Raw genomic sequence first — 21,914 nt, 5'->3', positions numbered from 1 at the left:
TCTTCTCTCTACCGAACCCAACCGTGGTCGGGACGGGGACATTCCAGGACATCCTGTTGCGTGGCGGCCTTCGGCAGACGCTCAACGAGCGCCCATACACTGAGGTCGGACGAGATGTCGTGCGCTCAAGCCGCCCCGCAGTTCGATGATGCGTGGCCCGCGGTCGACACTGACTGATGAGCTTCGTCGATTCTATCGTGCGCAGCCTGAAAGAGGAGGAACCAGACCGTGAATCGGCTGTGGCAGGCGCTGGTCGGAGCGGGCCGGCGGGTCAAGGAGTGGCTGCCGACAACGGTCGACCGGCGGGTGCGGGTCATCGCCTGGGCCTCGCTCGTGAGCCAGACGCTCATCGTCGGCACCGGCGGGGCCGTGCGCCTCACCGGCTCGGGCCTCGGCTGCCCGACCTGGCCGCGCTGCACCGAGGACTCGTTCATCGCGACGCCCGAGATGGGTATTCACGGCATCGTCGAGTTCGGCAACCGCTTGCTGACGTTCGTGCTCGTGATCATCGCGATCATCGCCTTCCTCTTCGTCGTGCGCATGCGGCGCGAGCGCCCTGAACTGCTGCGGCTCTCAATCGCCCTCGGCCTGGGAATCCCGGCCCAGGCCGTCATCGGGGGCATCACGGTGCTCACCGAGCTGAACCCGTGGGTCGTGGGATTCCACTTCGTCGTCTCGGCCGTGCTCGTCGCCCTCGCGGTCGTGTTCGTGCACCGCGTGCACCGCGGGCGCACGACCGGCGAGCTGACCGTTCCCGCGCCGGTGCGCGCCCTGGCGCTCGCAACGGCCGCGGGCGCCTGGGTCACCGTGCTCGTCGGCATCGTCGTGACGGGCTCGGGCCCGCACGCGGGCGACGGCGGCGCGGCGCGCAACGGCCTCGACAGCGAGCTGCTTCAGCACGTGCACTCATGGCCCGCCTACATCACCGCCGGGCTCAGCGTGCTGCTGCTCATCGCGGCCATCCGCGTGGGCCGCCGACCGCTCGTGCGCGCCGTCGTGGCACTGCTCGCCGTCGAGGCCGTGCAGATCGTCGTCGGTATCGCGCAGGCGCGGCTCGGGCTTCCCGAGCTGCTCGTGGGCATCCACATGGTGCTCGCGTGCGTGCTCATCGCGGTGGTCACGCTCGCGCTGCTGACGCTGCGCCGTAGCGAGAGCGAGCTGTCGCCCGTCAGCCCGCAGCCGCTTCTCGCGAGCGCCGCCCGCTAGAACGGCAGCAGCGGGTCGATGCCCACGGCCACGAAGAGCAGCGTGAGATACGTGATGCTCGCGTGGAACACGCGCATCGGGGCGGCCTCGAGACCCCGTACGGCACGACTGTGCAGCCGGTGGCTCTCGACGATGAACCAGCCGCCGGCGAGGAGTGCCACCGCCGTGTAGAGCGCCCCCATGGGGGCGATGGGGATGAGCAGCAGGGATGCCGCGACCGTCGCCCAGGCGTACAGCACGACCTGCACCCCCACCGTGGCGCGGTCGCGCAGCACGGCGAGCATGGGCACGTCGGCGGCCGCGTAGTCCTCGCGGTACTTCATCGACAGCGGCCAATAGTGCGGCGGCGTCCAGAGGAACACGACGAGGAAGAGGATGAACGGGGGCCAGTCGAGCGAGCCCGTCACGGCCGACCAGCCGATGAGCACGGGGAAGCACCCGGCGATGCCGCCCCAGATGATGTTCTGCTCGGTGCGGCGCTTGAGCACGAGCGTGTAGATCACGACGTAGAACACGATCGCGGCGAGCGACAGCGAGGCGGCGAGCCAGTTCGTCGTGATCCCGAGCCACACGATCGAGACCACGCCGATCGTGTAGGCGAACACGAGCGCGGCGCGGTCAGAGACCTCGCCCGTCACGAGGGGCCGGTTCTGCGTGCGGTTCATCAGCCGGTCGATGTCGCGGTCGATGTACATGTTGAAGGCGCCCGCCGAGCCAGCCGAGAGTGCGCCGCCGACGAGCGTGGCGAGCACGAGCCAGATGCTCGGAAGACCGTCGGCTGCGAGGATCATGACGGGCGCCGTCGTGACGAGCAGCAGCTCGATGACCCGCGGCTTGGTCAGGGCGATGTAGGCCGAGAGGGTGCGTCGGATGCTTCGCGGTCGCGTCGTGACGGCGTGATCGAGAGCGGTATCCATAGCTCCTTCATTCGTGGCGCGGGAATGCCGCCAGTCTACGCGAGCGTTCATGGGAGCAGGGCCGCGCACCCGTCGCGGCATACGACCCTCTCTATACTGGCGGGGGCCGACGACGCCCTGCACGCCGACGCTCGTGCAGGAACGAGCGGGGCCCGCATCCGTCTGAAGAAAGGGCTGTACCGACGCCATGACCGACCTGACCTGGGATGACCTGGACCGCCGCGCCGTCGACACCGCCCGATTGCTCGCCGCCGATGCTGTCGAAAAGGTCGGCAACGGCCATCCGGGCACCGCGATGTCGCTCGCGCCCGTCGCGTACCTGCTGCACCAGAAGGTCATGCAGCACGACCCGAGTGACCCCACCTGGCTCGGTCGCGACCGCTTCATCCTGTCGGCGGGGCACAGCTCGCTCACACAGTACGTGCAGCTCTACCTCGGCGGATACGGCCTGGAGCTCGACGACCTGAAGGCGCTGCGCACCTGGGGCTCGAAGACCCCCGGCCACCCCGAATACGGCCACACCGACGGCGTCGAGATCACGACCGGCCCGCTCGGCCAGGGTCTCGCCTCGGCCGTCGGGTTCGCCTATGCCGCGCGATTCGAGCGCGGACTGCTCGACCCCGAGACGCCCGCCGGTGAGAGCGTCTTCGATCACCACGTCTACGTCATCGCCGGCGACGGCGACATCCAGGAGGGCGTGACGAGCGAGGCCGGATCGCTCGCGGGCCACCAGCAGCTCGGCAACCTCATCGCCATCTACGACTCGAACCAGATCTCGATCGAAGACGACACCGATATCGCATTCACCGAAGACGTCGCGGCGCGCTACGAGGCCTACGGCTGGCACGTGCAAACGGTCGACTGGAAGAAGACGGGCGAGTACGTCGAAGACGTGCACGCCCTGCACGGCGCGCTCGAGGCGGCCAAGGCCGAGACCTCGCGCCCGAGCCTCGTGATCGTCAAGACGATCATCGGCTGGCCCGCCCCCACGAAGCAGAACACCGGCAAGATCCACGGATCGGCGCTCGGCGGCGACGAGCTCGCCGCGACGAAGCGCGTCATGGGCTTCGACCCCGACGAGCACTTCGCCGTCGCCGATGAGGTCATCGCGCACACGCGCCAGGCCGTCGACCGCGGGCGCGCGCGCCGCGCGGCCTGGGACGCGCGATTCGCGGAGTGGGCCGCGGCGAACCCCGCCCAGAAGGCCCTGCTCGACCGCATGCTCGCGGGCGAGCTGCCGACCGAGCTCGACGCCGCGCTGCCCGTGTTCGAGGGCGGCACGAGCGTGTCGACCCGCGCCGCGAGCGGCAAGGTCATCAACGCCATCGCGGGCGTGCTACCCGAGTTCTGGGGCGGCTCGGCCGACCTCGCCGAGTCGAACCTGACCACGATCGCGGGCGGCGGCTCCTTCGCCCCGAGCGAGCACTCGACGCACGAGTGGTCGGCGAACCCCTACGGCCGGGTGCTGCACTTCGGTATTCGCGAGCACGCGATGGGCGCGATCCTCAACGGCATCGCCCTGCACGGCCGCACCCGCGTCTTCGGGGGCACCTTCCTGATCTTCAGCGACTACATGCGCCCCGCGGTGCGCCTCGCGGCGCTTATGAACGTGCCCGTCACCTACGTGTGGACCCACGACTCCGTCGCTCTCGGCGAAGACGGCCCGACGCACCAGCCGATCGAGCAGCTCGCCTCGCTGCGCGCTATCCCCGGCTTCTCGATCGTGCGGCCCGCCGACGCGAACGAGACGGCGCATGCCTGGAAGGCCGTGCTCGAGCGCCGCTCTCCCGCCGGCATCGCCCTCACCCGCCAGAACATCCCGGTGTTCGCGCGCGGCACGGGCGCCGCCTCGGGCGACGAGCTCGCCGCCGCCCACCACGTTGCGAAGGGTGCCTACGTGCTGGCGGAGGCCGCGAACGGCACCCCCGACGTGATCCTCATCGCGACGGGCTCCGAGGTCGCGGTGGCGATGGATGCGCGCTCGCAGCTCGCCGAGCACGGCATCCACGCGCGTGTCGTGTCGGCTCCCTGCCTCGAGTGGTTCGACGAGCAGAGCGCCGAGTACCGCGAGTCGGTGCTCCCCTCGTCGGTGACGGCCCGCGTCTCGGTCGAGGCCGGTCTCGCGCTGAGCTGGCACCGCTACGTCGGAGACCGGGGCCGCTCGGTGTCGATCGAGCACTTCGGTGCCTCGGCTGACTACCAGACGCTCTTCCGCGAGTTCGGCATCACCCCCGAGGCTGTCGTCGCCGCGGCACGCGAAAGCATCGCGGCGCGCTGACCCGCCCCACCCACTCTGTCCGCCACCACTCCACCACCCACGATTGAGGACACCATGAGCTCCACCCCCACTGCCCAGCTGAGCGACCTCGGCGTCAGCATCTGGCTCGACGACCTCTCGCGCGACCGCATCACTTCGGGCGGCCTCGCCGCGCTCATCACCGAGCGGGATGTCGTCGGCGTGACCACCAACCCGACCATCTTCGCGGCTGCACTCGCCACGGGCACGACCTACGACGCGCAGGTGCGCGAGCTCGCGGCCGCGGGCGTCGACGTCACGCGCGCCGTCTTCGAGATCACGACCGACGATGTCGCCGCCGCGAGCGACATCTTCTCCTCGGTCTACGGCGCGACGGGTGGCCAGGACGGCCGCGTGTCGATCGAGGTCGAGCCCGGGCTCGCGCACGATGCCGCCGGCACGATCGCGCAGGCCCAGCAGCTCTGGAAGAAGGTCGGCCGACCGAACGCGATGATCAAGATCCCCGCGACCTTCGAGGGCCTCGAGGCCATCACCGAGACGATCGCCGCCGGCATCAGCGTCAATGTCACCCTCATCTTCAGCCTCGAGCGCCACCGCGCGGTCATCGACGCCTACCTCACGGGCCTCGAGAAGGCGCACGCCGCGGGCATCGACCTCTCGACCATCCACTCGGTCGCCTCGTTCTTCGTGTCGCGCGTCGACACCGAGATCGACAAGCGGCTCGTCGAGATCGGCACCCCCGAAGCCCTCGCCCTCAAGAGCAAGGCGGGCATCGCGAACGCGCGGCTCGCCTACGAGGTCTTCGAGCAGGCCTTCGCGACCGAGCGCGCCGCCGCGCTCCTGGCCGCGGGAGCGAACGCCCAGCGCCCGCTCTGGGCTTCGACCGGGGTGAAAGACCCGAGCCTGCCCGACACCCTGTATGTGACCGAGCTGGCGGTCGGCCGCACGGTCAACACCATGCCCGAGAAGACCCTGCAGGCGACCTTCGACCACGGCGTTATCGCCGGCGACGCCGTCACGGGCAGCTACGACGAGGCGCGCGACGTGCTCGCCGCCCTCGACGCGCTCGGCATCTCGTACGACGAGGTGACCGCGCTGCTCGAGAAGGAGGGCGTCGAGAAGTTCATCGTCAGCTGGAACGAGCTGCTCGACACCGTGAGCGCCGCTCTCGAGGCCGCGCGATGACCCTCACGGTCGCCGCGCGCGGCGACGCGCAGCACGCTATCGACGCGCACGTTCCCTCGCTCGTCGAGCATCTCGTCGCAAGCCGCATCACGGCGGGCGACAGCACGCTGTGGGGTGCCGCGGCTGAAGCGGAAGCGAGCGTGCGGCTCGGCTGGACGCAGGCCGTCTCGGTCTCGCGCCCCCTCGTCGCCGAGATCGTCGCGCTGCGCGAGCAGTTGACCGAGCGCGGCATCACGCGCATCGTGCTCTGCGGCATGGGCGGATCGTCGCTCGCCCCCGAGGTCATCACCCGCACGGCAGGCGTGCCGCTCGTGGTTCTCGACTCGACCGATCCGAGTCAGGTCGCGACGGCCCTCGGCGAGCACCTCGGCCACACGGCCGTCGTCGTCTCGTCGAAGTCGGGCTCGACCGTCGAGACCGACAGCCAGAAGCGCAGCTTCGAAGCGGCCTTCCGGGCCGCGGGCATCGACCCTGCCGAGCGCATGATCATCGTGACCGACCCGGGCTCGCCGCTCGAACAGGCCTCGCTCGCGGCCGGATACCGCGTCTTCTCGGCCGACCCGACCGTCGGCGGCCGCTACTCGGCACTCACCGCCTTCGGCCTCGTGCCCTCGGGCCTCGCGGGCGTCGACCTGGATGCCCTGCTCGACGAGGCCGAGGCCGCGAGCCTGCCGCTCGCCGTCGACAGCGCCTCGAACCCGGGCCTGCAGCTGGGTGCCGCGATCGCCGGCACCGCGCCGCTGCGCGACAAGCTCGTCATCGTGGCCGACGGAACGCACATCGTCGGCCTCGGCGACTGGATCGAGCAGCTCATCGCCGAATCGACAGGCAAGAACGGGCTCGGCATCCTGCCCGTCGTCGTCGGCATCGATGCTCCCGAACTGACGAGCGGCGCGGCCGATGTGCAGGTCGTGCGCCTCGTCGCCGACACGCGCGCGACGCGCGAGGTCGCCGATGGCGAGATCGAGCTCTCGGGCTCGCTCGGCGCCCACCTGCTCACCTGGCAGTACGCCACGGCTGTCGCGGGAATGCTGCTCGGCATCAATCCATTCGATCAGCCCGATGTCGAGTCGGCCAAGGTCGCCGCGCGCGGGCTGCTCGACGCGCGCCCCGAGCCGCTCGAGGCGCTCTTCGTCGACGACGGCATCGAGGTCGTCGGGCCGGCCGGCCTGCTGAGCGGGGCATCCACGATCGGCGACGCCGTGCGCGCGCTCGAAGCGGCGGTTCCCGAGGGCGGCTACGTCGCCGTGCAGGCCTACCTCGATCGCATCGCGCACCCGGAGCTCGAGGCCGTGCGGCACCTCATCGCCGCGCGCACGGGCCGTCCGGTCACCTTCGGGTGGGGGCCCCGGTTCCTGCACTCGACCGGTCAGTACCACAAGGGCGGTCCCGCGCGCGGAGTCTTCCTGCAGGTGACCGGGTCTCTCGGTGACGACCTCGAGATCCCCGATCGCCCCTTCAGCTACGGTCAGCTCATCGCGGCGCAGGCGGCGGGTGACTCCGCTGTGCTCGCCGAGAAGGGCATGCCCGTCGTGACCCTTCGCGTGCGCGACGCCGATGGCATCGCCGCCATCATCGCGGCGATCTCCTGACCCGCTCCGCCACCACGAGGAGAACAATGGCCCCGGCCGCCATCGCCCGCGACAGCAATCCGCTGCGCTCCCCCGACGATCGTCGGCTCAACCGCATCGCCGGGCCGAGCGGGCTCATCATCTTCGGTGTGACGGGCGATCTGTCGCGCAAGAAGCTCATGCCCGCGGTCTACGACCTCGCCAACCGCGGCCTGCTTCCCCCGGGCTTCGCCCTCGTGGGTTTCGCTCGGCGCGACTGGGAGACCCAAGATTTCGAGCAGGTCGTGCACGACGCGGTCAAGCAGTACGCGCGAACCCCTTTCGACGAAGAGGTCTGGCGGCAGCTCGCCTCGGGCATCCGGTTCGTGTCGGGCGACTTCGACGACGACGATGCGTTCGCACGCCTGTCGGCGACGCTCGCCGAGCTCGACCGCGAGCGCGGCACCATGGGCAACCACGCCTTCTACCTGTCGATCCCACCGAAGTCGTTCCCGCTCGTCACCGAGCAGTTGCGCCGTAGCGGGCTCGCCGAGGCCCAGGCCGGCGAGTGGCGCCGCGTCGTCATCGAGAAGCCCTTCGGCAGCGATCTCACCACGGCGCGCGAGCTCAACGACGTCGTCGAGTCGGTGTTCCCGCCCGACTCCGTGTTCCGCATCGACCACTACCTCGGCAAAGAGACGGTGCAGAACATCCTCGCGCTGCGCTTCGCCAACATGATGTACGAGCCCATCTGGAACGCGAACTACGTGGATCACGTGCAGATCACGATGGCGGAAGACATCGGGGTCGGGGGCCGCGCCGGGTACTACGACGGCATCGGCGCCGCGCGCGATGTGATCCAGAACCACCTGCTGCAGCTGCTCGCGCTCACCGCCATGGAGGAGCCCGTCTCATTCGACGCGGCCGACCTGCGTGCCGAGAAGGAGAAGGTGCTTTCGGCGGTGCGGCTGCCGAAAGACCTCGCCACCGGAACGGCGCGCGGCCAGTATGCGAGCGGCTGGCAGGGCGGCGAATGGGTGCCCGGCTTCCTCGACGAGGACGGGATGAACCCCGCCTCGGTCACCGAGACCTACGCGGCCATGCGCCTCGACATCAACACGCGGCGGTGGGCCGGGGTGCCGTTCTACCTGCGCGCTGGTAAGCGGCTCGGCCGACGCGTCACCGAGATCGCCGTGGTCTTCAAGCGCGCGCCGCAGTACCTCTTCGCCGAGGCGCAGACGTCGGCGCTCGGGCAGAACGCCCTCGTGATCCGCGTGCAGCCCGACGAGGGCGTCACGATCCGCTTCGGGTCGAAGGTGCCCGGTGCCGGAATGCAGGTGCGCGACGTCACGATGGACTTCGGCTACGGCCACGCCTTCACCGAAGCGAGCCCCGAGGCCTACGAGCGGCTCATCCTCGACGTGCTGCTGGGCGACCCGCCGCTGTTCCCCCGCCATGAAGAGGTCGAGCTCAGCTGGAAGATCCTCGACCCCATTGAGGAGTTCTGGGCCACCCAGGGAGCGCCCGAGCAGTACGCGCCGGGAACCTGGGGTCCGCAGTCGGCGGACGACCTGCTCGCGCGCGACGGACGAGTGTGGAGGCGCCCGTGATCATCGACCTGCCCGACACGACCGCAAGCCAGGTGTCGAAGACCCTCGTGCGGATTCGCGACGAAGCCGGGGCTGTTGCCCTCGGCCGCGTGCTGACGCTCATCATCACGAGCGAGATCGGCGAGGAGGAGGACGTCATCGCGGCGGCCAACGAGGCCTCACGCGAGCACCCCATGCGCATCATCGTCGTCTCGACCGACAGTGCCGGCGCGACGGCGCGGCTCGACGCCGAGATCCGCGTGGGTGGCGACGCGGGCGCGAGCGAGGTCATCGTGCTCCGTGCGCACGGTGCCACCGCGACCGACCTGCGCGGGCTCGTCACGGGGCTGCTGCTGCCCGACGCTCCCGTCGTGTCGTGGTGGCCTGGCGAGTGCCCCGACGCCGTGTGCGAGACACCCCTCGGTCGGCTGGCACAGCGCCGCATCACCGATTCCGCCTCGACGACCGACCCCCACGCGACCCTGTCGCGCATCGCCGCGGGCTACCGGCCGGGCGACACCGACTTCGCCTGGACGCGGTTGACCCTGTGGCGCGCGCAACTGGCTGCGGCTCTCGATCAGCCGCCGTACGAGCCCATCACGCGCGTGCAGGTCGCGGGCGCTCCCGACAGCCCTTCGACGGCGCTGCTCGCCGCGTGGCTCGGCCTGCGCCTGCAGGTGCCGGTCGAGATCGATGTCGCCGACGGCAACCCCTCGTCGGGCATCCACCGCGTCGTCTTGCACCGCGCGAGCGGAGAGATCAGCCTTGAGCGCACACGAGCGGGGGTTGTCGAGCTGCACCAGCCGGGCCAGCCCACGCACGAGCTCTCGCTGCCGCGCCGGGGGCTGCGCGAGTGCCTCGCCGAAGAACTGCGTAGGCTCGACCCTGACGATGAGTTCGGCGCCGTGCTCGAGAGCGGGTTCGGCAGCTCGACCGCCGCCTGACGTCGGCGCCCAACGCGCCCCGCTCCGCAGAGAGGCTCCACCACTGTGACCACCGAACGCCGCGTGCTCGTGCACGCCGACCGCGCCGCTCTCGCCGGCTCGGTCGCCTCCCGTTTTCTCACCAAGATGATCGATCTTCTCGATGAGCGCGACGAGGTTCACCTCGTGCTCACGGGGGGCAGCGTCGGCATCGAGGTGCTCGCGGCGATCGCGGCGCTGCCGGCGCGCGACCAGATCGACTGGGCTCGGGTGCACGCGTGGTGGGGCGACGAGCGCTGGGTGCCCGCCGGGCACGCCGACCGCAACGAGCAGCAGGCGCGGGATGCCCTGCTCGACCTCGTCGCGATCCCGGCGTCGAACATCCACGCCTTCCCGGCCTCTGACGAAGGGCTCACGCTCGAGGAGGGTGCCGAGCGCTACCGCGACGAGCTGCTCGCCGCGGGCGGGGGCGACTTCCCGACCTTCGCCATCACGTTCCTCGGGGTCGGCCCCGACGGCCACATCGCCTCGCTCTTCCCCGAGCGCGACGGCCCGCGCGTGACCGAGACGGGCGTCATCGCCGTGCACGACTCCCCCAAGCCGCCGCCCGCACGGCTCACGCTCACGCTGCCGCTCATCAACCGCTCCGAGCGCATCTGGCTCGTGCTCGCGGGGGGCGACAAGGCCGCCGCCCTCGGCCTAGCGCTCGCCGGAGCGGCGGTCGCCGACGTTCCTGTCGGCGGCGTGCTCGGCACCAAGCGCACAGTCTTCTTCATCGACGACGATGCCTCGTCGGAGGTTCCCGAGTCGCTCATCGCGCCGACCAGCTACTGGACGGGCGCGATGGATCAGGCCGAGTGGACGCTCGGCGAGCAGTAGGGCGCGGTCGTCAGACGGCGCCGCGCCGCTGACGCAGCTTGAGAAGGGCCTCGTCGAGGATCTGAGCCGCTTCTTCGTCGGTGCGCCGCTCTTTCACGTAGGCCAGGTGCGTCTTGTACGGCTCGTTCTTGGCCACCTGGGGCGGGTTGTCTTTGTCGCGACCGGCGGGGAGGCCCGTCGACGGCGAGTCGATGACCTCAGGGATCTCTTCTTCGGGCAGGTTCGCCGCGAAGTGCCGCACGGTCTCGTTGCCCATCGCATCCCAGTACGAGATCGAGATGCGCTCGGCGTGGATGCCGCGGTCCTGCTCGCCCATCGGGCCGGAGCCCACGCGCGAACCCCGGATGGCGCTGCCGCCTGAAACCATGGTGTGCTCCTTAGACCGCGTCGAAGCGCGTGATGAGACCGAGCACGATGATCGAGCTCACCCAGACGAGGGCGAGGATGATCGTGATGCGGTTGAGGTTGCGCTCGGCGACGCCGGAAGCGCCGAGGTTCGACGTGACGCCGCCCCCGAACATGTCGGAGAGGCCGCCACCGCGCCCGCGGTGCAGCAGGATCATCAGAGTGAGCAGAAGGCTCGTGATCCCCAGGATGACCTGGAGCACGACCTGAAGGATTTCCACGGATCGGACCTCTCGCGCGTTTCGGACAGTCTCCTACCCTACCGGACGGCGGGCGGAGCGGGGATCAGGCAGTGCCGACGTGCTTCGGGAACCGGGCGATGCTCGAGAACTCGTCGACGTCGAGGCTCGACCCGCCGACGAGAGCGCCGTCGACATCCTTGTGCTTCATGAAGCCAGCGATGTTCGCGGCCTTGACCGAACCGCCGTACAAGATTCGGGTGCGCTCGGCGGCCTCGGCTCCGAGCACCTCGGCGATCGTCACGCGCAGCGCGGCGCAGACCTGCTGCGCCTGCTCGGGCGTGGCGGCCTGCCCCGAGCCGATCGCCCACACGGGCTCGTAGGCGACGACGACGTCGGCATCGGCTGCGAGCGCCTCGAGCACGACCCGCAGTTGCGCCACGGGCACCGCCGAGGGGCCGTGCTGCTCGAGGTCGTCGGCCGTCTCGCCGACGCACACGACGGGAACAAGGCCATGCCGCAGAGCCGCGACCGTCTTCTCGGCCACGACCTGGTCGGTCTCGGCGTGGTACTGCCGGCGCTCGCTGTGGCCGATGATGACGTAGCGGCAGTCGAGGGCTGACAAGAAGGCGCCCGAGATCTCGCCCGTGTAGGCACCGCTGTCGTGCACCGACAGGTCTTGCCCGCCGTAGCGCAGCTCGAGCTTGTCGGCGGTCACCAGCGTCTGCACGCTGCGCAGGTCGGTGAACGGCGGGAACACGGCGACCTCGACCTGGGCGTAGTCGTGCTTCGCGTCACGCAGGCTCCAGGCGAGCTTCTGCACGAACGCGATCGACTGCAGGTGGTCGAGGTTCATCTTCCAGTTGCCCGCAATGAGCGGGGTGCGTGCTACTGCCATCCGAGGACCTCCAGGCCGGGGAGCTTCTTGCCCTCGAGGAACTCGAGGCTCGCCCCGCCTCCGGTGGAGACGTGGCCGAAATCGCCGTCGGTGAAGCCGAGGGCGCGAACGGCGGCCGCGGAATCGCCGCCGCCGACGACACCGAGTCCTGAGACGCGCGTGAGCGCCTCAGCGACCGCCCGCGTGCCGCCCGCGAACGCTGCGAACTCGAACACGCCCATGGGCCCGTTCCAGAACACAGTGGTCGACGAAGCGACGAGCTCGGCGAAGCGCGCTGCGGTCTGCGGGCCGATGTCGAGCCCGATCCCGGATGCCCCGGCCGGGCCCTGCTCGATCGCATCGGCCGGCTGCACCGTGTGCGGCGCGTCGGCGGCGAAGCGCTCGGCGACGACCACGTCGGTCGGGAGCACGATCTGCACGCCGCGCCGCTCGGCCTCGGCGAGGTAGCCCCGCACGGTGTCGAGCTGGTCGGCCTCCAGCAGGCTCGCGCCCACCGAGTGGCCCTGCGCGGCGAGGAAGGTGAACAGCATGCCGCCGCCGACGAGCAGCCGGTCGACGCGCGGCAGCAGGTGCGCGATCACCCCGAGCTTGTCGCTGACCTTAGAACCCCCCAGCACGACCGTGTACGGCCGCTCGGGGCGCTCGGTGAGTCGATCGAGCACGTCGGTCTCGGCCGAGATGAGCGACCCGGCTGCGCTCGGCAGCGTCTGCGCGAGCTCGAAGACGCTCGCCTGCTTGCGGTGCACGACACCGAAGCCGTCTGAGACGAGCGCGTCGCCGAAGCGGGCGAGCTCGTCGGCGAAGGCTTGCCGCTCCGAGGAATCCTTCGCCGTCTCGCCGGGATTGAAGCGCAGGTTCTCGAGAACCGCAATGCCGCCGTCGGCCAGACCGGCCACGGCATCCGCCGCCGAATCGCCGACGGTGTCGCTCGCGAACGCCACCGGGGCGCCGAGCAGCTCGCTCAGGCGCTGCGCCACGGGGCGCAGGCTGTAGCGCTCGTCGGGGGCGCCCTCGGGCCGCCCGAGGTGCGAGACCACGATGACCTTCGCCCCGCGGTGCAGCAGGGCGTTGAGGGTCGGCAGCGACGCGCGGATGCGCCCGTCATCGGTCACGACGCCGTCGCTGAGCGGCACGTTGAGATCGCACCGCACGATGACGCGTCGACCGGAGAGGTCGCCGAGGGACTCGATCGTACGCAGGGCCACGGAGGCTCTTCCCGTCGTCGCCGCGCCTAGAGGCGCGCGCCGACGAACTCGGTGAGGTCGACGAGACGGTTCGAGTAGCCCCACTCGTTGTCGTACCAGGCCGAGACCTTCACGAGGTTGCCGCTCACGTTCGTGAGCTCGGCGTCGAAGATCGACGAGTGCGGGTTGAGCTGGATGTCGCTCGAGACGATCGGGTCTTCGGTGTACTCGAGGTAGCCCTTTAGGCGCCCCTCGGCCGCGGCGGCCTTGTAGGCGGCGTTGATCTGCTCGACCGTGAGGCCCTCGGTGGGGGTCACGATGGTGAGGTCGACGATCGAGCCCGTGGGCACCGGAACGCGGTACGACGAGCCGCTGAGCTTGCCCTGCAGCTCGGGCAGTACAAGACCGATGGCCTTCGCCGCGCCGGTGGATGCGGGCACGATGTTGATGGCGGCACCCCGCGCGCGGCGCAGGTCGCTGTGCGGACCGTCCTGCAGGTTCTGGTCGGCCGTGTAGGCGTGCGCCGTCATCATGAAGCCGCGCTCGATGCCGAAGGCGTCGTTGAACACCTTGGCGAGGGGGGCGAGGCAGTTCGTGGTGCACGAGGCGTTCGAGATGATGACGTCGGTGGCCGGGTCGTAGGTCTCTTCGTTGACGCCCATGACGATGGTGGCGTCATCGCCCGTCGCGGGCGCCGAGATGAGCACCTTCTTGGCGCCGCCGGCGATGTGCTTCTTGGCGTCCTCCGCCTTCGTGAAGCGGCCGGTCGACTCGATGACGATGTCGACGCCGAGGTCGCCCCACGGGAGGGCGGCCGGGTCGCGCTCTTCGAACACGCGGATGCGGCGGCCGCCGACCGTGATCGAGTCGCCGTCGTGCGAGACGTCGTGAGCGAGCACGCCGCCGACCGAGTCGTACTTCAGCAGGTGCGCCAGCGCGGCGTTGTCGGTGAGGTCGTTCACGGCGACGATCTCGAGGTCGCTGCCCTGGGCGAGAGCCGCCCGCAGGTAGTTGCGGCCGATGCGGCCGAATCCGTTGATGCCGACTTTCACGCTCACGGGATCTCCTGTTGCTCAGGCGCCCACGGCGCCATTGGTGGTGGTAGAGGTGGTGGGGTGGTGCGGGGGGAAAAGACGATGGCCGGGGCACGAGCCCCGGCCACGACGCCTGTTACGACAGTAGCAGGAGCCCGTCGCTGTGCGAGCGCGCCGCCGCGAAGCGGTCGGCCACGTTCTGCCAGTTCACGATGTTCCAGAAGGCCTTGACGTAGTCGGCCTTGACGTTGACGTAGTCGAGGTAGAAGGCGTGCTCCCACATGTCGAGCTGCAGCAGCGGCACGGTCGCCTGCGCCGTGTTGCCCTGCTGGTCGAACAGCTGCTGGATGATCAGGCGGCGTCCGATCGGATCCCACGACAGCACGCCCCAGCCCGAGCCCTGGATGCCCATGGACGCGGCCGTGAAGTGGGCGACGAACTGGTCGAACGAGCCGAAGAACTCGTCGATCGCGGCGGCGAGCTCACCCTCGGGCTTGTCGCCCCCCTCGGGCGAGAGGTTGGTCCAGAAGATCGAGTGGTTGATGTGGCCGCCGAGGTGGAAGGCCAGGTCTTTCTCGAGCCGGTTGATGTTGGCGAAGGCACCGGTCGCGCGCGCCTCGGCCATCGCCTCGAGCGCACCGTTGGCCCCCGCGACGTACGCGGCGTGGTGCTTCGAGTGGTGCAGCTCCATGATGCGGGCGCTGATGTGCGGCTCGAGCGCCGCGTAGTCGTAGGTCAGTTCGGGGAGCGTGTACACAGACATGAGAGCTCTTGTCTCCTCCAGATAGGGCGTCCGGTCGCCGGGCTGCCGACGACCGCGCTGACGGGGGGCCAGTCTACTGAAGGCAACCGAACCCCACCCCGCAGTGTTCCCGCTCGACGCGGCTCAGTCGAGATCGATGTCGGGCGGCAGGTTTGCGTCGGTGCCCGGGATGCCGAGGGTCTCGGCGCGCTTGTCGGCCATGGCGAGCAGCCGGCGGATGCGCCCGGCGACGGCGTCTTTCGTCATGGGGGGGTCGGCGTGGTGGCCCAGCTCGTCGAGGCTCGAGTCGCGGTGGTCGAGGCGCAGCTGACCGGCGTATCGCAAGTGCTCGGGCAGGTCGTCACCGAGGATCTCGAGGGCGCGCTCGACCCGGGCGCATGCCGCGACGGCCGCTTGCGCCGATCGCCGCAGGTTCGCGTCGTCGAAGTTGACGAGCCGGTTGGCCGTGGCGCGCACCTCGCGCCGGGCGCGCAGGGCCTCCCAGTCGGCGACCGTGGTCTCGGCCCCCATGAGCCGCAGCATCTGGCTGATCTTGTCGCCGTCGCGGATGACCACGCGGTGCACTCCGCGAACCTCACGGGCCTTCGCGGCGATGCCGAGGCGCCCCGCGGCGCCGACGAGGGCCATAGCGGACTCGTTGCCCGGGCAGGTGATCTCGAGCGCGGCCGATCGCCCGGGATCCGTCAGCGAGCCGTGGGCGAGGAACGCCCCGCGCCAGACCGCCGCGAGCTCGTCGCGCGACCCGGTGGTGAGACGGTTCGGAAGGCCGCGGACGGGCCGGCGCCGCGCATCCAGCAGCCCCGTCTGACGGGCGAGCGTCTCGCCGCCCTCGAGCACGCGCACGACGTAGGCGGGGGTCTTGCGGATTCCCCCGGGCGAGAGCATCGCCGCGTCGCTGCGCATGCCGTAGAGCTCGACGAGGTCTTTGCGCACACGACGGGCGATCGCCGGAGTATCGAGCTCGACCTCGACCGCGACGCGCCCCGAGATGAGGTGCAGGCCGCCGGCGAAACGCAGCACCGTGGCGAGTTCGGCAGCGCGCACCGTGGTCTTCGTGATCACCAGCTGCGAGAGCTCGTGCTTCACGTCAGCGGTCAACGCCACGGCGGTCGTCCTCTCGAGGGGGGCAGGTGAGGGGGTACGGCAATCGACCTTACTCGCGTCCCAGGTCGCGATGCTTCACGGTGATGCCCACGCTCGGCATCACCCGCATGCGCTCGGCGAGCTGCTGAACGAGTGCGACCGAGCGGTGCTTGCCACCCGTGCAGCCGATCGCGATCGTCGCGTGGCGCTTGTTCTCGCGCGCGTACCCGGCGAGTACGGGGGTCAGCATGGCCTCGAAGGCGTCGAGGAACTCGCGGGCGCCCTCTTGTGCGAGAACGTACTCGCTCACGGTCGCGTCGAGACCCGTGGCCGACCGCAGCTCGGGTTGCCAGAAAGGGTTCGGCAGAAAGCGCGCATCGGCCACGACGTCGGCATCGGTCGGAATGCCGTACTTGAAACCGAAGCTCTCGAGCGTGACCTTCACGCCGGGGCTGCCCTGTGCCGAGAAGATCTCGGTGACGGTCGTGGCGAGCTGGTGGATGTTGAACTCGGTCGTGTCGATGATGATGTCAGCGAGCTCGCGCACCTCGAGCATGCGCTCGCGCTCGCGCGCGATGCCGTCGAGCAGCGTGCCGTCCTCCTGCAGCGGATGCGGGCGACGCACCTGCTCGAAGCGCCGCACGAGAGCCGCATCGGTCGCTTCGAGGAACAGCACGCGAACGGTGTCGCGCGCGCGCAGCTCGGCCACGATCGCGGCGAGATCGGCGAACAGCTTGCCGCCGCGCACGTCGACGACCGCGGCGATGCGCGGCAGTGCGCTGCCGGGGTGCACGGCGAGGTCGACGAGCGGCCTCAGCATCTGAGGCGGCAGGTTGTCGACGACGTACCAGCCGAGGTCTTCGAGGGCATTCGCGACCGTCGAGCGGCCTGCGCCCGACATGCCGGTGACGATCAGCACATCGTGCGGCACGGTCTCGGGCATCAGTCCTCGCGTCGACTCGGGGTGGGGTTCCAGACTACCCGTCGTCGCGCAGGGTGCGATGGACGAGCCGGGCGGTCGCGGGCCCGATGCCGTCGACCGCGGTGAGCTCGTCGACGCTCGCCGCCCGCAATCGGGCGACCGAGCCGAAGTGCTTGAGCAGCTCGGTCGTGCGGTTCGGGCCGAGGCCCGGGATGCTCGAGAGTCGGGAGCGGATGTCGCGCGAACGCGTCGTGCGCTGGTAGCGCAGCGCGAAGCGGTGCGCCTCGTCGCGCAGCCGCTGCAGCAGGAACAGCGCGTCGGAGGACCGGGGAAGGATGACGGGGAAGTCGCTGTCGGGCAGCCACACCTCTTCGAGCCGCTTGGCGATTCCGCAGACGGCGATGTCGTCGAGCCCCTCGTCACGCAGGGCCCGCGCGGCCGCGGCGACCTGCGGCTGGCCGCCGTCGATCACGAGCAGGCCGGGGCGGTAGTGGAACGACTTGCGGCTCGCTCCCTCGCCCGTGGTGGGGTCGATCGCGGCCACAGGCGACGCGGCCTCGTCGTGCAGGTATGCCAGGCGGCGCCGCAGAACCTGGTAGACGGCGTCGGTGTCGTCTCGGGCATCCGCGATCGCGAACTTGCGGTACTGGTCTTTGCGCGGCAGCCCGTCTTCGAAGACCACCATCGACGCGACGGGGTTCGATCCTCCGAAGTGTGAGACGTCGTAGCACTCGAGGCGCAGCGGCGCCTCGGCGAGACCGAGGGCCTCTTGAATGTCAGCGAGCGCTTGCGATCGGGCCGTGAAGTCGCCGCTACGCCGGGTCTTGTACTGCACGAGAGCACCGAGAGCGTTCGTCGCGACCGTCTCGGCGAGCGCGGCCTTCTCGCCGCGCTGCGCCGTCTTGACGATCACGGCACCGCGCTCCCCCGCATCACGACGCCGTTCGGTCAGCACGGTCTGCAGGGCAGAGGCGTCGTCGGGCACCGCCGGCACGATGATCTCGCGCGCGGGCGCCGATGTGCCGTCGTAGGCGTTCTGCAGCACCGTGTCGACGAGCTCGGCCATCGTGACGTCGAGCTCGGTGTCGACGACCCAGCCGCGCACGCCGCGAATGCGCCCGCCGCGCACGATGAAGAGCTGCACCGCGGCCGCGAGCTCGTCGTAGGCGATGCCGAACACATCGGCGTCGGTGCGGTCGTCGAGCACGACGGCGCTCTTCGCGAGCGCCGTCTCAAGAGCCCCGATCTGGTCGCGGAGGCGCGCCGCCGTCTCGTAGTCGAGATCGCGCGCCGCATCGGCCATGGCGCTCTTGAGACCGCGCACGTAGCCCTCGTCGTTGCCGGCCATGAACGACGCGAAGTCGAGGGCGATGCCGCGGTGCTGCTCGGGGGTCACCCGGCCGACGCAGGGCGCCGCACACTTGCCAATGTCGCCGAGCAGGCACGGCCGGTTCGTCGCCTGGGCCCGCTTGTAGGTCGTGTCGGAGCACGAGCGCATCGGGAACGCCTTGAGCATGAGGTCGACGGTCTCGCGCACCGCCCACACCTTCGTGTACGGCCCGAAGTAGCGTGCGCCCGCGATACCGCGTGTGCGCGTGACCATGACGCGCGGCACCCGCTCGGCGAGCGTGATCGCCACGTAGGGGTAGGTCTTGTCATCGCGGAACTTGACGTTGAAGGGCGGCGCGAACTCTTTGATCCAGGTGTATTCGAGCGACAGTGCCTCGAGCTCGCTGCCGACAACCGTCCACTCGACGCCCTGCGCTGTGGTCACCATGCGCCGCGTGCGCTCGTGCAGGCTGTGCAGCGGCTGGAAGTAGTTGCTCAGCCGGCTGCGCAAGTTCTTGGCCTTGCCGACATAGAGCACGCGCCCGACGCCATCGGTGAAACGGTAGACGCCCGGCTCGGTGGGGATCTCACCCCGTTTCGGGCGCCAGTGCTCGCGCGGCGTCATGTCAGCGCTTCGCGCGACCAGCGCCCGCTGCCGTGGCCCGCCGCGCCGAGCCGCCCGTCGTCGAGGTCGCGGGCTGCTGGTCGAGCAGCTCGCGCAAGAAGAAGCCCGTGTGGCTCTCGGGCACGGCCGCGAGCTGCTCGGGCGTGCCGGTCGCGAGCACCTGCCCTCCCCCGGCACCGCCCTCAGGGCCGAGATCGATGAGCCAGTCGGCGGCCCGGATGACATCGAGGTTGTGCTCGATGACGATGACGGTGTTGCCCTTGTCGACGAGACCGTTGAGCACGAGCAGCAGCTTGCGCACGTCTTCGAAGTGAAGGCCCGTGGTCGGCTCATCGAGCACGTAGACGCTGCGGCCGTTCGAGCGCTTCTGCAGCTCGGTCGCGAGCTTGACCCGCTGCGCCTCGCCGCCCGAGAGGGTCGTCGCACTCTGACCGAGCCGAACGTATCCGAGCCCGACATCGACGAGGGTCTTCAAGAAGCGGTGGATGGCCGAGATCGGCTCGAAGAACTCCGCAGCCTCTTCGATCGGCATGTCGAGCACCTCAGCGATGTTCTTGCCCTTGTAGTGCACGGTCAGCGTGTCTCGGTTGTAGCGCGCGCCGTTGCACACCTCGCACGCGACGTAGACGTCGGGCAAGAAGTTCATCTCGATCTTGATCGTGCCATCGCCCGCGCAGTTCTCGCAGCGGCCGCCCTTGACGTTGAAGCTGAAGCGCCCCTGCAGGTAGCCGCGCGCCTTCGCCTCGGTCGTCTCGGCGAACAGCGCGCGAATGCGGTCGAACACGCCGGTGTACGTCGCGGGGTTCGAGCGCGGCGTGCGACCGATGGGCGCCTGGTCGACGTGGACGACCTTGTCGAGGTGCTCGAGGCCGCGAACGCGCACGTGCTTGCCCGGTACTTGACGGGCGCCGTTGAGCTTGTTCGCGAGCACCTTGTAGAGGATGTCGTTGACGAGCGACGACTTGCCCGAGCCGCTCACGCCCGTGACGGCCACGAAGGCCCCGAGCGGGAAGTCGACGGTGACGTCGCGCAGGTTGTTGGCCTTCGCACCGTCGACCGTGAGCATGCGCGAGGGGTCGATCGGGCGACGCGCAACCGTGTCGACCACCTGCCGACGGCCCGCGAGGTAGTCGCCCGTGATCGATGCCGGATTGGCGATGAGCTCGGCGTACGAGCCGGAGTGCACGACGCGGCCGCCGTGCTCGCCCGCCCCCGGCCCGATGTCGACGATCCAGTCGGCCGTGCGGATGGTGTCTTCGTCGTGCTCGACGACGATGAGGGTGTTGCCGAGGCTCTTGAGCTTGACGAGCGTGTCGATGAGCCGACGGTTGTCGCGCTGGTGCAGGCCGATCGAGGGCTCGTCGAGCACGTAGAGCACGCCCGTGAGCCCTGAGCCGATCTGTGTCGCGAGCCGGATGCGCTGCGCCTCTCCGCCCGAGAGGGTTCCCGCCGCGCGCGCCATGCTGAGGTAGCCCAGCCCCACCTCGAGCAAGAACTCGAGACGCGCCCGGATCTCGCGCAGCACGGCGGCGGCGATCGCCGCCTCGCGCTCGGTGAGCGTGATCGTCTGCATGAACGCGTAGGCGTCGAGCAGACTCAGCTCGGCCACCGCCGAGATGCTGCGCCCGTCGACGGTCACCGCGAGCACCTCGGGTTTGAGCCGTGCACCATCGCATTCCGAGCACGGCACCTCGCGGAGGTACTCGGCGAAGCGCTGCTGCGACCAGTCGCTCTCGGCCTCGGCGTACTTGCGCTCGATATACGGGATGACGCCCTCGAAGCCCGTTGAGTACGTGACGTCGCGCCCGTAACGGTTGCGCCACTTCACGCGCACGTCGAAGTCGTTGCCATTGAGGATCGCCTCGTGCGTGCTCTGCTCGAGCTCGCCCCAGGGGGTGTCGAGTGAGAAGCCGAGGTCGCGGCCGAGACCAGCGAGCAGCTTCTGGAAGTAGCTGTACAGGCCCTTGCCCTGCTGGTTCCAGGGAAGGATGACGCCGTCGTTGAGGCTCAGCGAGGGATCGCCGATGAGCAGGTCGACATCGACCGCCATGCGGGTGCCGAGGCCCGAGCAGACGGGGCACGCCCCGAACGGCGCGTTGAACGAGAACGTGCGCGGCTCGATCTCTGTCAGTTGCAGCGGGTGGCGGTTGGGGCAGCTGAGCCGCTCGCTGAAGGTGCGCGTGCGGTCGGATGCCGCGGGCTCGCGATCGACGAAGTCGACGACGACGAGACCCTCGGTCAGGCCCAGCGCGGTCTCGAGCGAGTCGGTGAGGCGTGTGAGCGCATCGTCGTTGGCGACCAGCCGGTCGACGACGACGGCGATGTCGTGCTTGATCTGCTTCTTGAGCACGGGCGGCTCGCTCAACTGCACGAGCTCGCCGTCGACCACGGCACGGGCGTAGCCCGAGGCGGCGAGCTCGCGGAACAGGTCGACGAACTCGCCCTTCTTCTGGCTGACCACCGGTGCGAGCACCTGGAACCGGGTGCCGGTCTCGAGGGTCATGAGCTCATCGGCGATCTGCTGCACCGTCTGGCGCTGGATGCGCTCGCCGCACTCGGGGCAGTGCGGGATTCCGACGCGCGCCCACAGCAGGCGCATGTAGTCGTAGATCTCGGTGATCGTGCCGACCGTCGAGCGCGGGTTGCGGTTCGTCGACTTCTGATCGATCGACACCGCGGGGCTCAGGCCCTCGATGAAGTCGACGTCGGGTCGGTCGACCTGCCCGAGGAACTGACGGGCGTACGCCGAGAGCGACTCGACGTATCGACGCTGCCCCTCGGCGAAGATCGTGTCGAAGGCGAGCGAGCTCTTGCCCGACCCCGAGAGCCCCGTGAACACCACGAGGGCATCGCGCGGGATCACGAGATCGACGTCGCGCAGGTTGTGCACGCGCGCGCCGCGCACGCTCAGGTGGGGAGCAGACTCGAGAGGGGTGACCGACACTCTGATGATTCTAGGTGCGGCCCCCGACAGCTGACTGAGTGG

Annotated in this window: 18 protein-coding genes; 7 read left to right on the top strand and 11 right to left on the bottom strand. The window is 69.8% G+C overall.

Going from position 1 to position 21,914, the window contains the following annotated elements; genetic code table 11:
• Positions 1–228 precede the first annotated feature (228 nt).
• Positions 229–1,206: a COX15/CtaA family protein gene (locus ACK4HH_RS03335; protein WP_409648262.1), complete on the top strand. Its 978-nt coding sequence runs from the start codon at positions 229–231 to the stop codon at positions 1,204–1,206.
• On the opposite strand, the gene ACK4HH_RS03330 is transcribed toward ACK4HH_RS03335, so the two are convergent.
• Positions 1,203–2,123, bottom strand: coding sequence for a heme o synthase (locus ACK4HH_RS03330; RefSeq protein WP_409648260.1), 921 nt, complete (start codon positions 2,121–2,123; stop codon positions 1,203–1,205). The genes ACK4HH_RS03335 and ACK4HH_RS03330 overlap by 4 nt on opposite strands.
• 187 nt (positions 2,124–2,310) lie before the next feature.
• Between ACK4HH_RS03330 and tkt the strand changes: the two genes are divergently transcribed.
• From tkt to pgl, 6 genes are read left to right on the top strand one after another with little or no spacing between them, the layout of a single operon-like run.
• Complete coding sequence (gene tkt / locus ACK4HH_RS03325; protein WP_409648258.1) at positions 2,311–4,401, top strand: transketolase; 2,091 nt, start codon at positions 2,311–2,313, stop codon at positions 4,399–4,401.
• A 54-nt stretch (positions 4,402–4,455) separates the two neighbouring features.
• Positions 4,456–5,565: a transaldolase gene (tal, locus tag ACK4HH_RS03320; RefSeq protein WP_409648257.1), complete on the top strand. Its 1,110-nt coding sequence runs from the start codon at positions 4,456–4,458 to the stop codon at positions 5,563–5,565.
• Positions 5,562–7,157: a glucose-6-phosphate isomerase gene (locus ACK4HH_RS03315; protein ID WP_409648256.1), complete on the top strand. Its 1,596-nt coding sequence runs from the start codon at positions 5,562–5,564 to the stop codon at positions 7,155–7,157. The genes tal and ACK4HH_RS03315 overlap by 4 nt, the downstream gene beginning before the upstream one ends.
• A gap of 26 nt (positions 7,158–7,183) precedes the next feature.
• A complete protein-coding gene (gene zwf / locus ACK4HH_RS03310) occupies positions 7,184–8,725 on the top strand; it encodes a glucose-6-phosphate dehydrogenase (RefSeq protein ID WP_409648254.1) in 1,542 nt (513 codons plus the stop codon).
• Complete coding sequence (locus tag ACK4HH_RS03305) at positions 8,722–9,648, top strand: glucose-6-phosphate dehydrogenase assembly protein OpcA (protein WP_409648252.1); 927 nt, start codon at positions 8,722–8,724, stop codon at positions 9,646–9,648. Before zwf ends, ACK4HH_RS03305 begins: the two co-directional genes overlap by 4 nt.
• Positions 9,649–9,693: 45 nt before the next feature.
• Positions 9,694–10,506 carry a 6-phosphogluconolactonase gene (gene pgl, locus ACK4HH_RS03300; protein WP_409648251.1) on the top strand — a complete coding sequence of 271 codons (813 nt, stop codon included), beginning with the start codon at positions 9,694–9,696 and terminating at the stop codon, positions 10,504–10,506.
• A 10-nt stretch (positions 10,507–10,516) separates the two neighbouring features.
• Here pgl and ACK4HH_RS03295 read toward each other — a convergent pair whose 3' ends face one another.
• The 10 genes from ACK4HH_RS03295 to uvrA all read right to left on the bottom strand — a co-directional run bounded on the left by ACK4HH_RS03295 (position 10,517) and on the right by uvrA (position 21,872).
• Positions 10,517–10,873, bottom strand: a complete 357-nt coding sequence (locus ACK4HH_RS03295) for an RNA polymerase-binding protein RbpA (protein ID WP_409648249.1) — start codon at positions 10,871–10,873, stop codon at positions 10,517–10,519.
• Positions 10,874–10,883: 10 nt separating this feature from the next.
• Positions 10,884–11,132, bottom strand: a complete 249-nt coding sequence (secG, locus tag ACK4HH_RS03290; protein WP_255159460.1) for a preprotein translocase subunit SecG — start codon at positions 11,130–11,132, stop codon at positions 10,884–10,886.
• 64 nt (positions 11,133–11,196) lie between these two features.
• On the bottom strand, positions 11,197–11,988 hold the full coding sequence (gene tpiA, locus ACK4HH_RS03285; RefSeq protein ID WP_409648247.1) for a triose-phosphate isomerase: 792 nt from the start codon (positions 11,986–11,988) through the stop codon (positions 11,197–11,199).
• Entirely contained in the window at positions 11,979–13,193 is a 1,215-nt protein-coding gene (locus tag ACK4HH_RS03280) for a phosphoglycerate kinase (RefSeq protein WP_409648245.1), read from the bottom strand. Before ACK4HH_RS03280 ends, tpiA begins: the two co-directional genes overlap by 10 nt.
• A gap of 26 nt (positions 13,194–13,219) precedes the next feature.
• The gene (gene gap, locus ACK4HH_RS03275) at positions 13,220–14,230 is read right to left on the bottom strand and encodes a type I glyceraldehyde-3-phosphate dehydrogenase (RefSeq protein ID WP_409648243.1); all 1,011 of its coding nucleotides are present in this window, start codon (positions 14,228–14,230) and stop codon (positions 13,220–13,222) included.
• A 112-nt stretch (positions 14,231–14,342) separates the two neighbouring features.
• Positions 14,343–14,969: a superoxide dismutase gene (locus ACK4HH_RS03270; RefSeq protein WP_409648241.1), complete on the bottom strand. Its 627-nt coding sequence runs from the start codon at positions 14,967–14,969 to the stop codon at positions 14,343–14,345.
• A gap of 123 nt (positions 14,970–15,092) precedes the next feature.
• Positions 15,093–16,073, bottom strand: a complete 981-nt coding sequence (gene whiA / locus ACK4HH_RS03265; protein WP_409648240.1) for a DNA-binding protein WhiA — start codon at positions 16,071–16,073, stop codon at positions 15,093–15,095.
• A 49-nt stretch (positions 16,074–16,122) separates the two neighbouring features.
• On the bottom strand, positions 16,123–16,995 hold the full coding sequence (gene rapZ / locus ACK4HH_RS03260; RefSeq protein WP_409648239.1) for an RNase adapter RapZ: 873 nt from the start codon (positions 16,993–16,995) through the stop codon (positions 16,123–16,125).
• A gap of 34 nt (positions 16,996–17,029) precedes the next feature.
• On the bottom strand, positions 17,030–18,928 hold the full coding sequence (uvrC, locus tag ACK4HH_RS03255) for an excinuclease ABC subunit UvrC (protein ID WP_409648237.1): 1,899 nt from the start codon (positions 18,926–18,928) through the stop codon (positions 17,030–17,032).
• Position 18,929: 1 nt separating this feature from the next.
• Complete coding sequence (gene uvrA / locus ACK4HH_RS03250; RefSeq protein ID WP_409648236.1) at positions 18,930–21,872, bottom strand: excinuclease ABC subunit UvrA; 2,943 nt, start codon at positions 21,870–21,872, stop codon at positions 18,930–18,932.
• Positions 21,873–21,914 lie beyond the last annotated feature (42 nt).

It is taken from the genome of Microcella sp. (assembly GCF_046296455.1).
Classification (GTDB): domain Bacteria; phylum Actinomycetota; class Actinomycetes; order Actinomycetales; family Microbacteriaceae; genus Microcella.
Note: the sequence above shows the minus strand (reverse complement) of the source record. Positions and strands in the feature narration are given on the sequence as shown.

Excerpts from the sequence above, each read along its gene's own strand:
- ACK4HH_RS03330 (WP_409648260.1), bottom strand. The coding sequence starts at position 2,123 with ATGGATACCGCTCTCGATCACGCCGTCACGACGCGACCGCGAAGCATC.
- tkt (WP_409648258.1), top strand. The coding sequence starts at position 2,311 with ATGACCGACCTGACCTGGGATGACCTGGACCGCCGCGCCGTCGACACC.
- tal (WP_409648257.1), top strand. The coding sequence starts at position 4,456 with ATGAGCTCCACCCCCACTGCCCAGCTGAGCGACCTCGGCGTCAGCATC.
- ACK4HH_RS03315 (WP_409648256.1), top strand. The coding sequence starts at position 5,562 with ATGACCCTCACGGTCGCCGCGCGCGGCGACGCGCAGCACGCTATCGAC.
- zwf (WP_409648254.1), top strand. The coding sequence starts at position 7,184 with ATGGCCCCGGCCGCCATCGCCCGCGACAGCAATCCGCTGCGCTCCCCC.
- ACK4HH_RS03295 (WP_409648249.1), bottom strand. The coding sequence starts at position 10,873 with ATGGTTTCAGGCGGCAGCGCCATCCGGGGTTCGCGCGTGGGCTCCGGC.
- tpiA (WP_409648247.1), bottom strand. The coding sequence starts at position 11,988 with ATGGCAGTAGCACGCACCCCGCTCATTGCGGGCAACTGGAAGATGAAC.
- ACK4HH_RS03270 (WP_409648241.1), bottom strand. The coding sequence starts at position 14,969 with ATGTCTGTGTACACGCTCCCCGAACTGACCTACGACTACGCGGCGCTC.
- rapZ (WP_409648239.1), bottom strand. The coding sequence starts at position 16,995 with ATGCCCGAGACCGTGCCGCACGATGTGCTGATCGTCACCGGCATGTCG.
- uvrC (WP_409648237.1), bottom strand. The coding sequence starts at position 18,928 with ATGACGCCGCGCGAGCACTGGCGCCCGAAACGGGGTGAGATCCCCACC.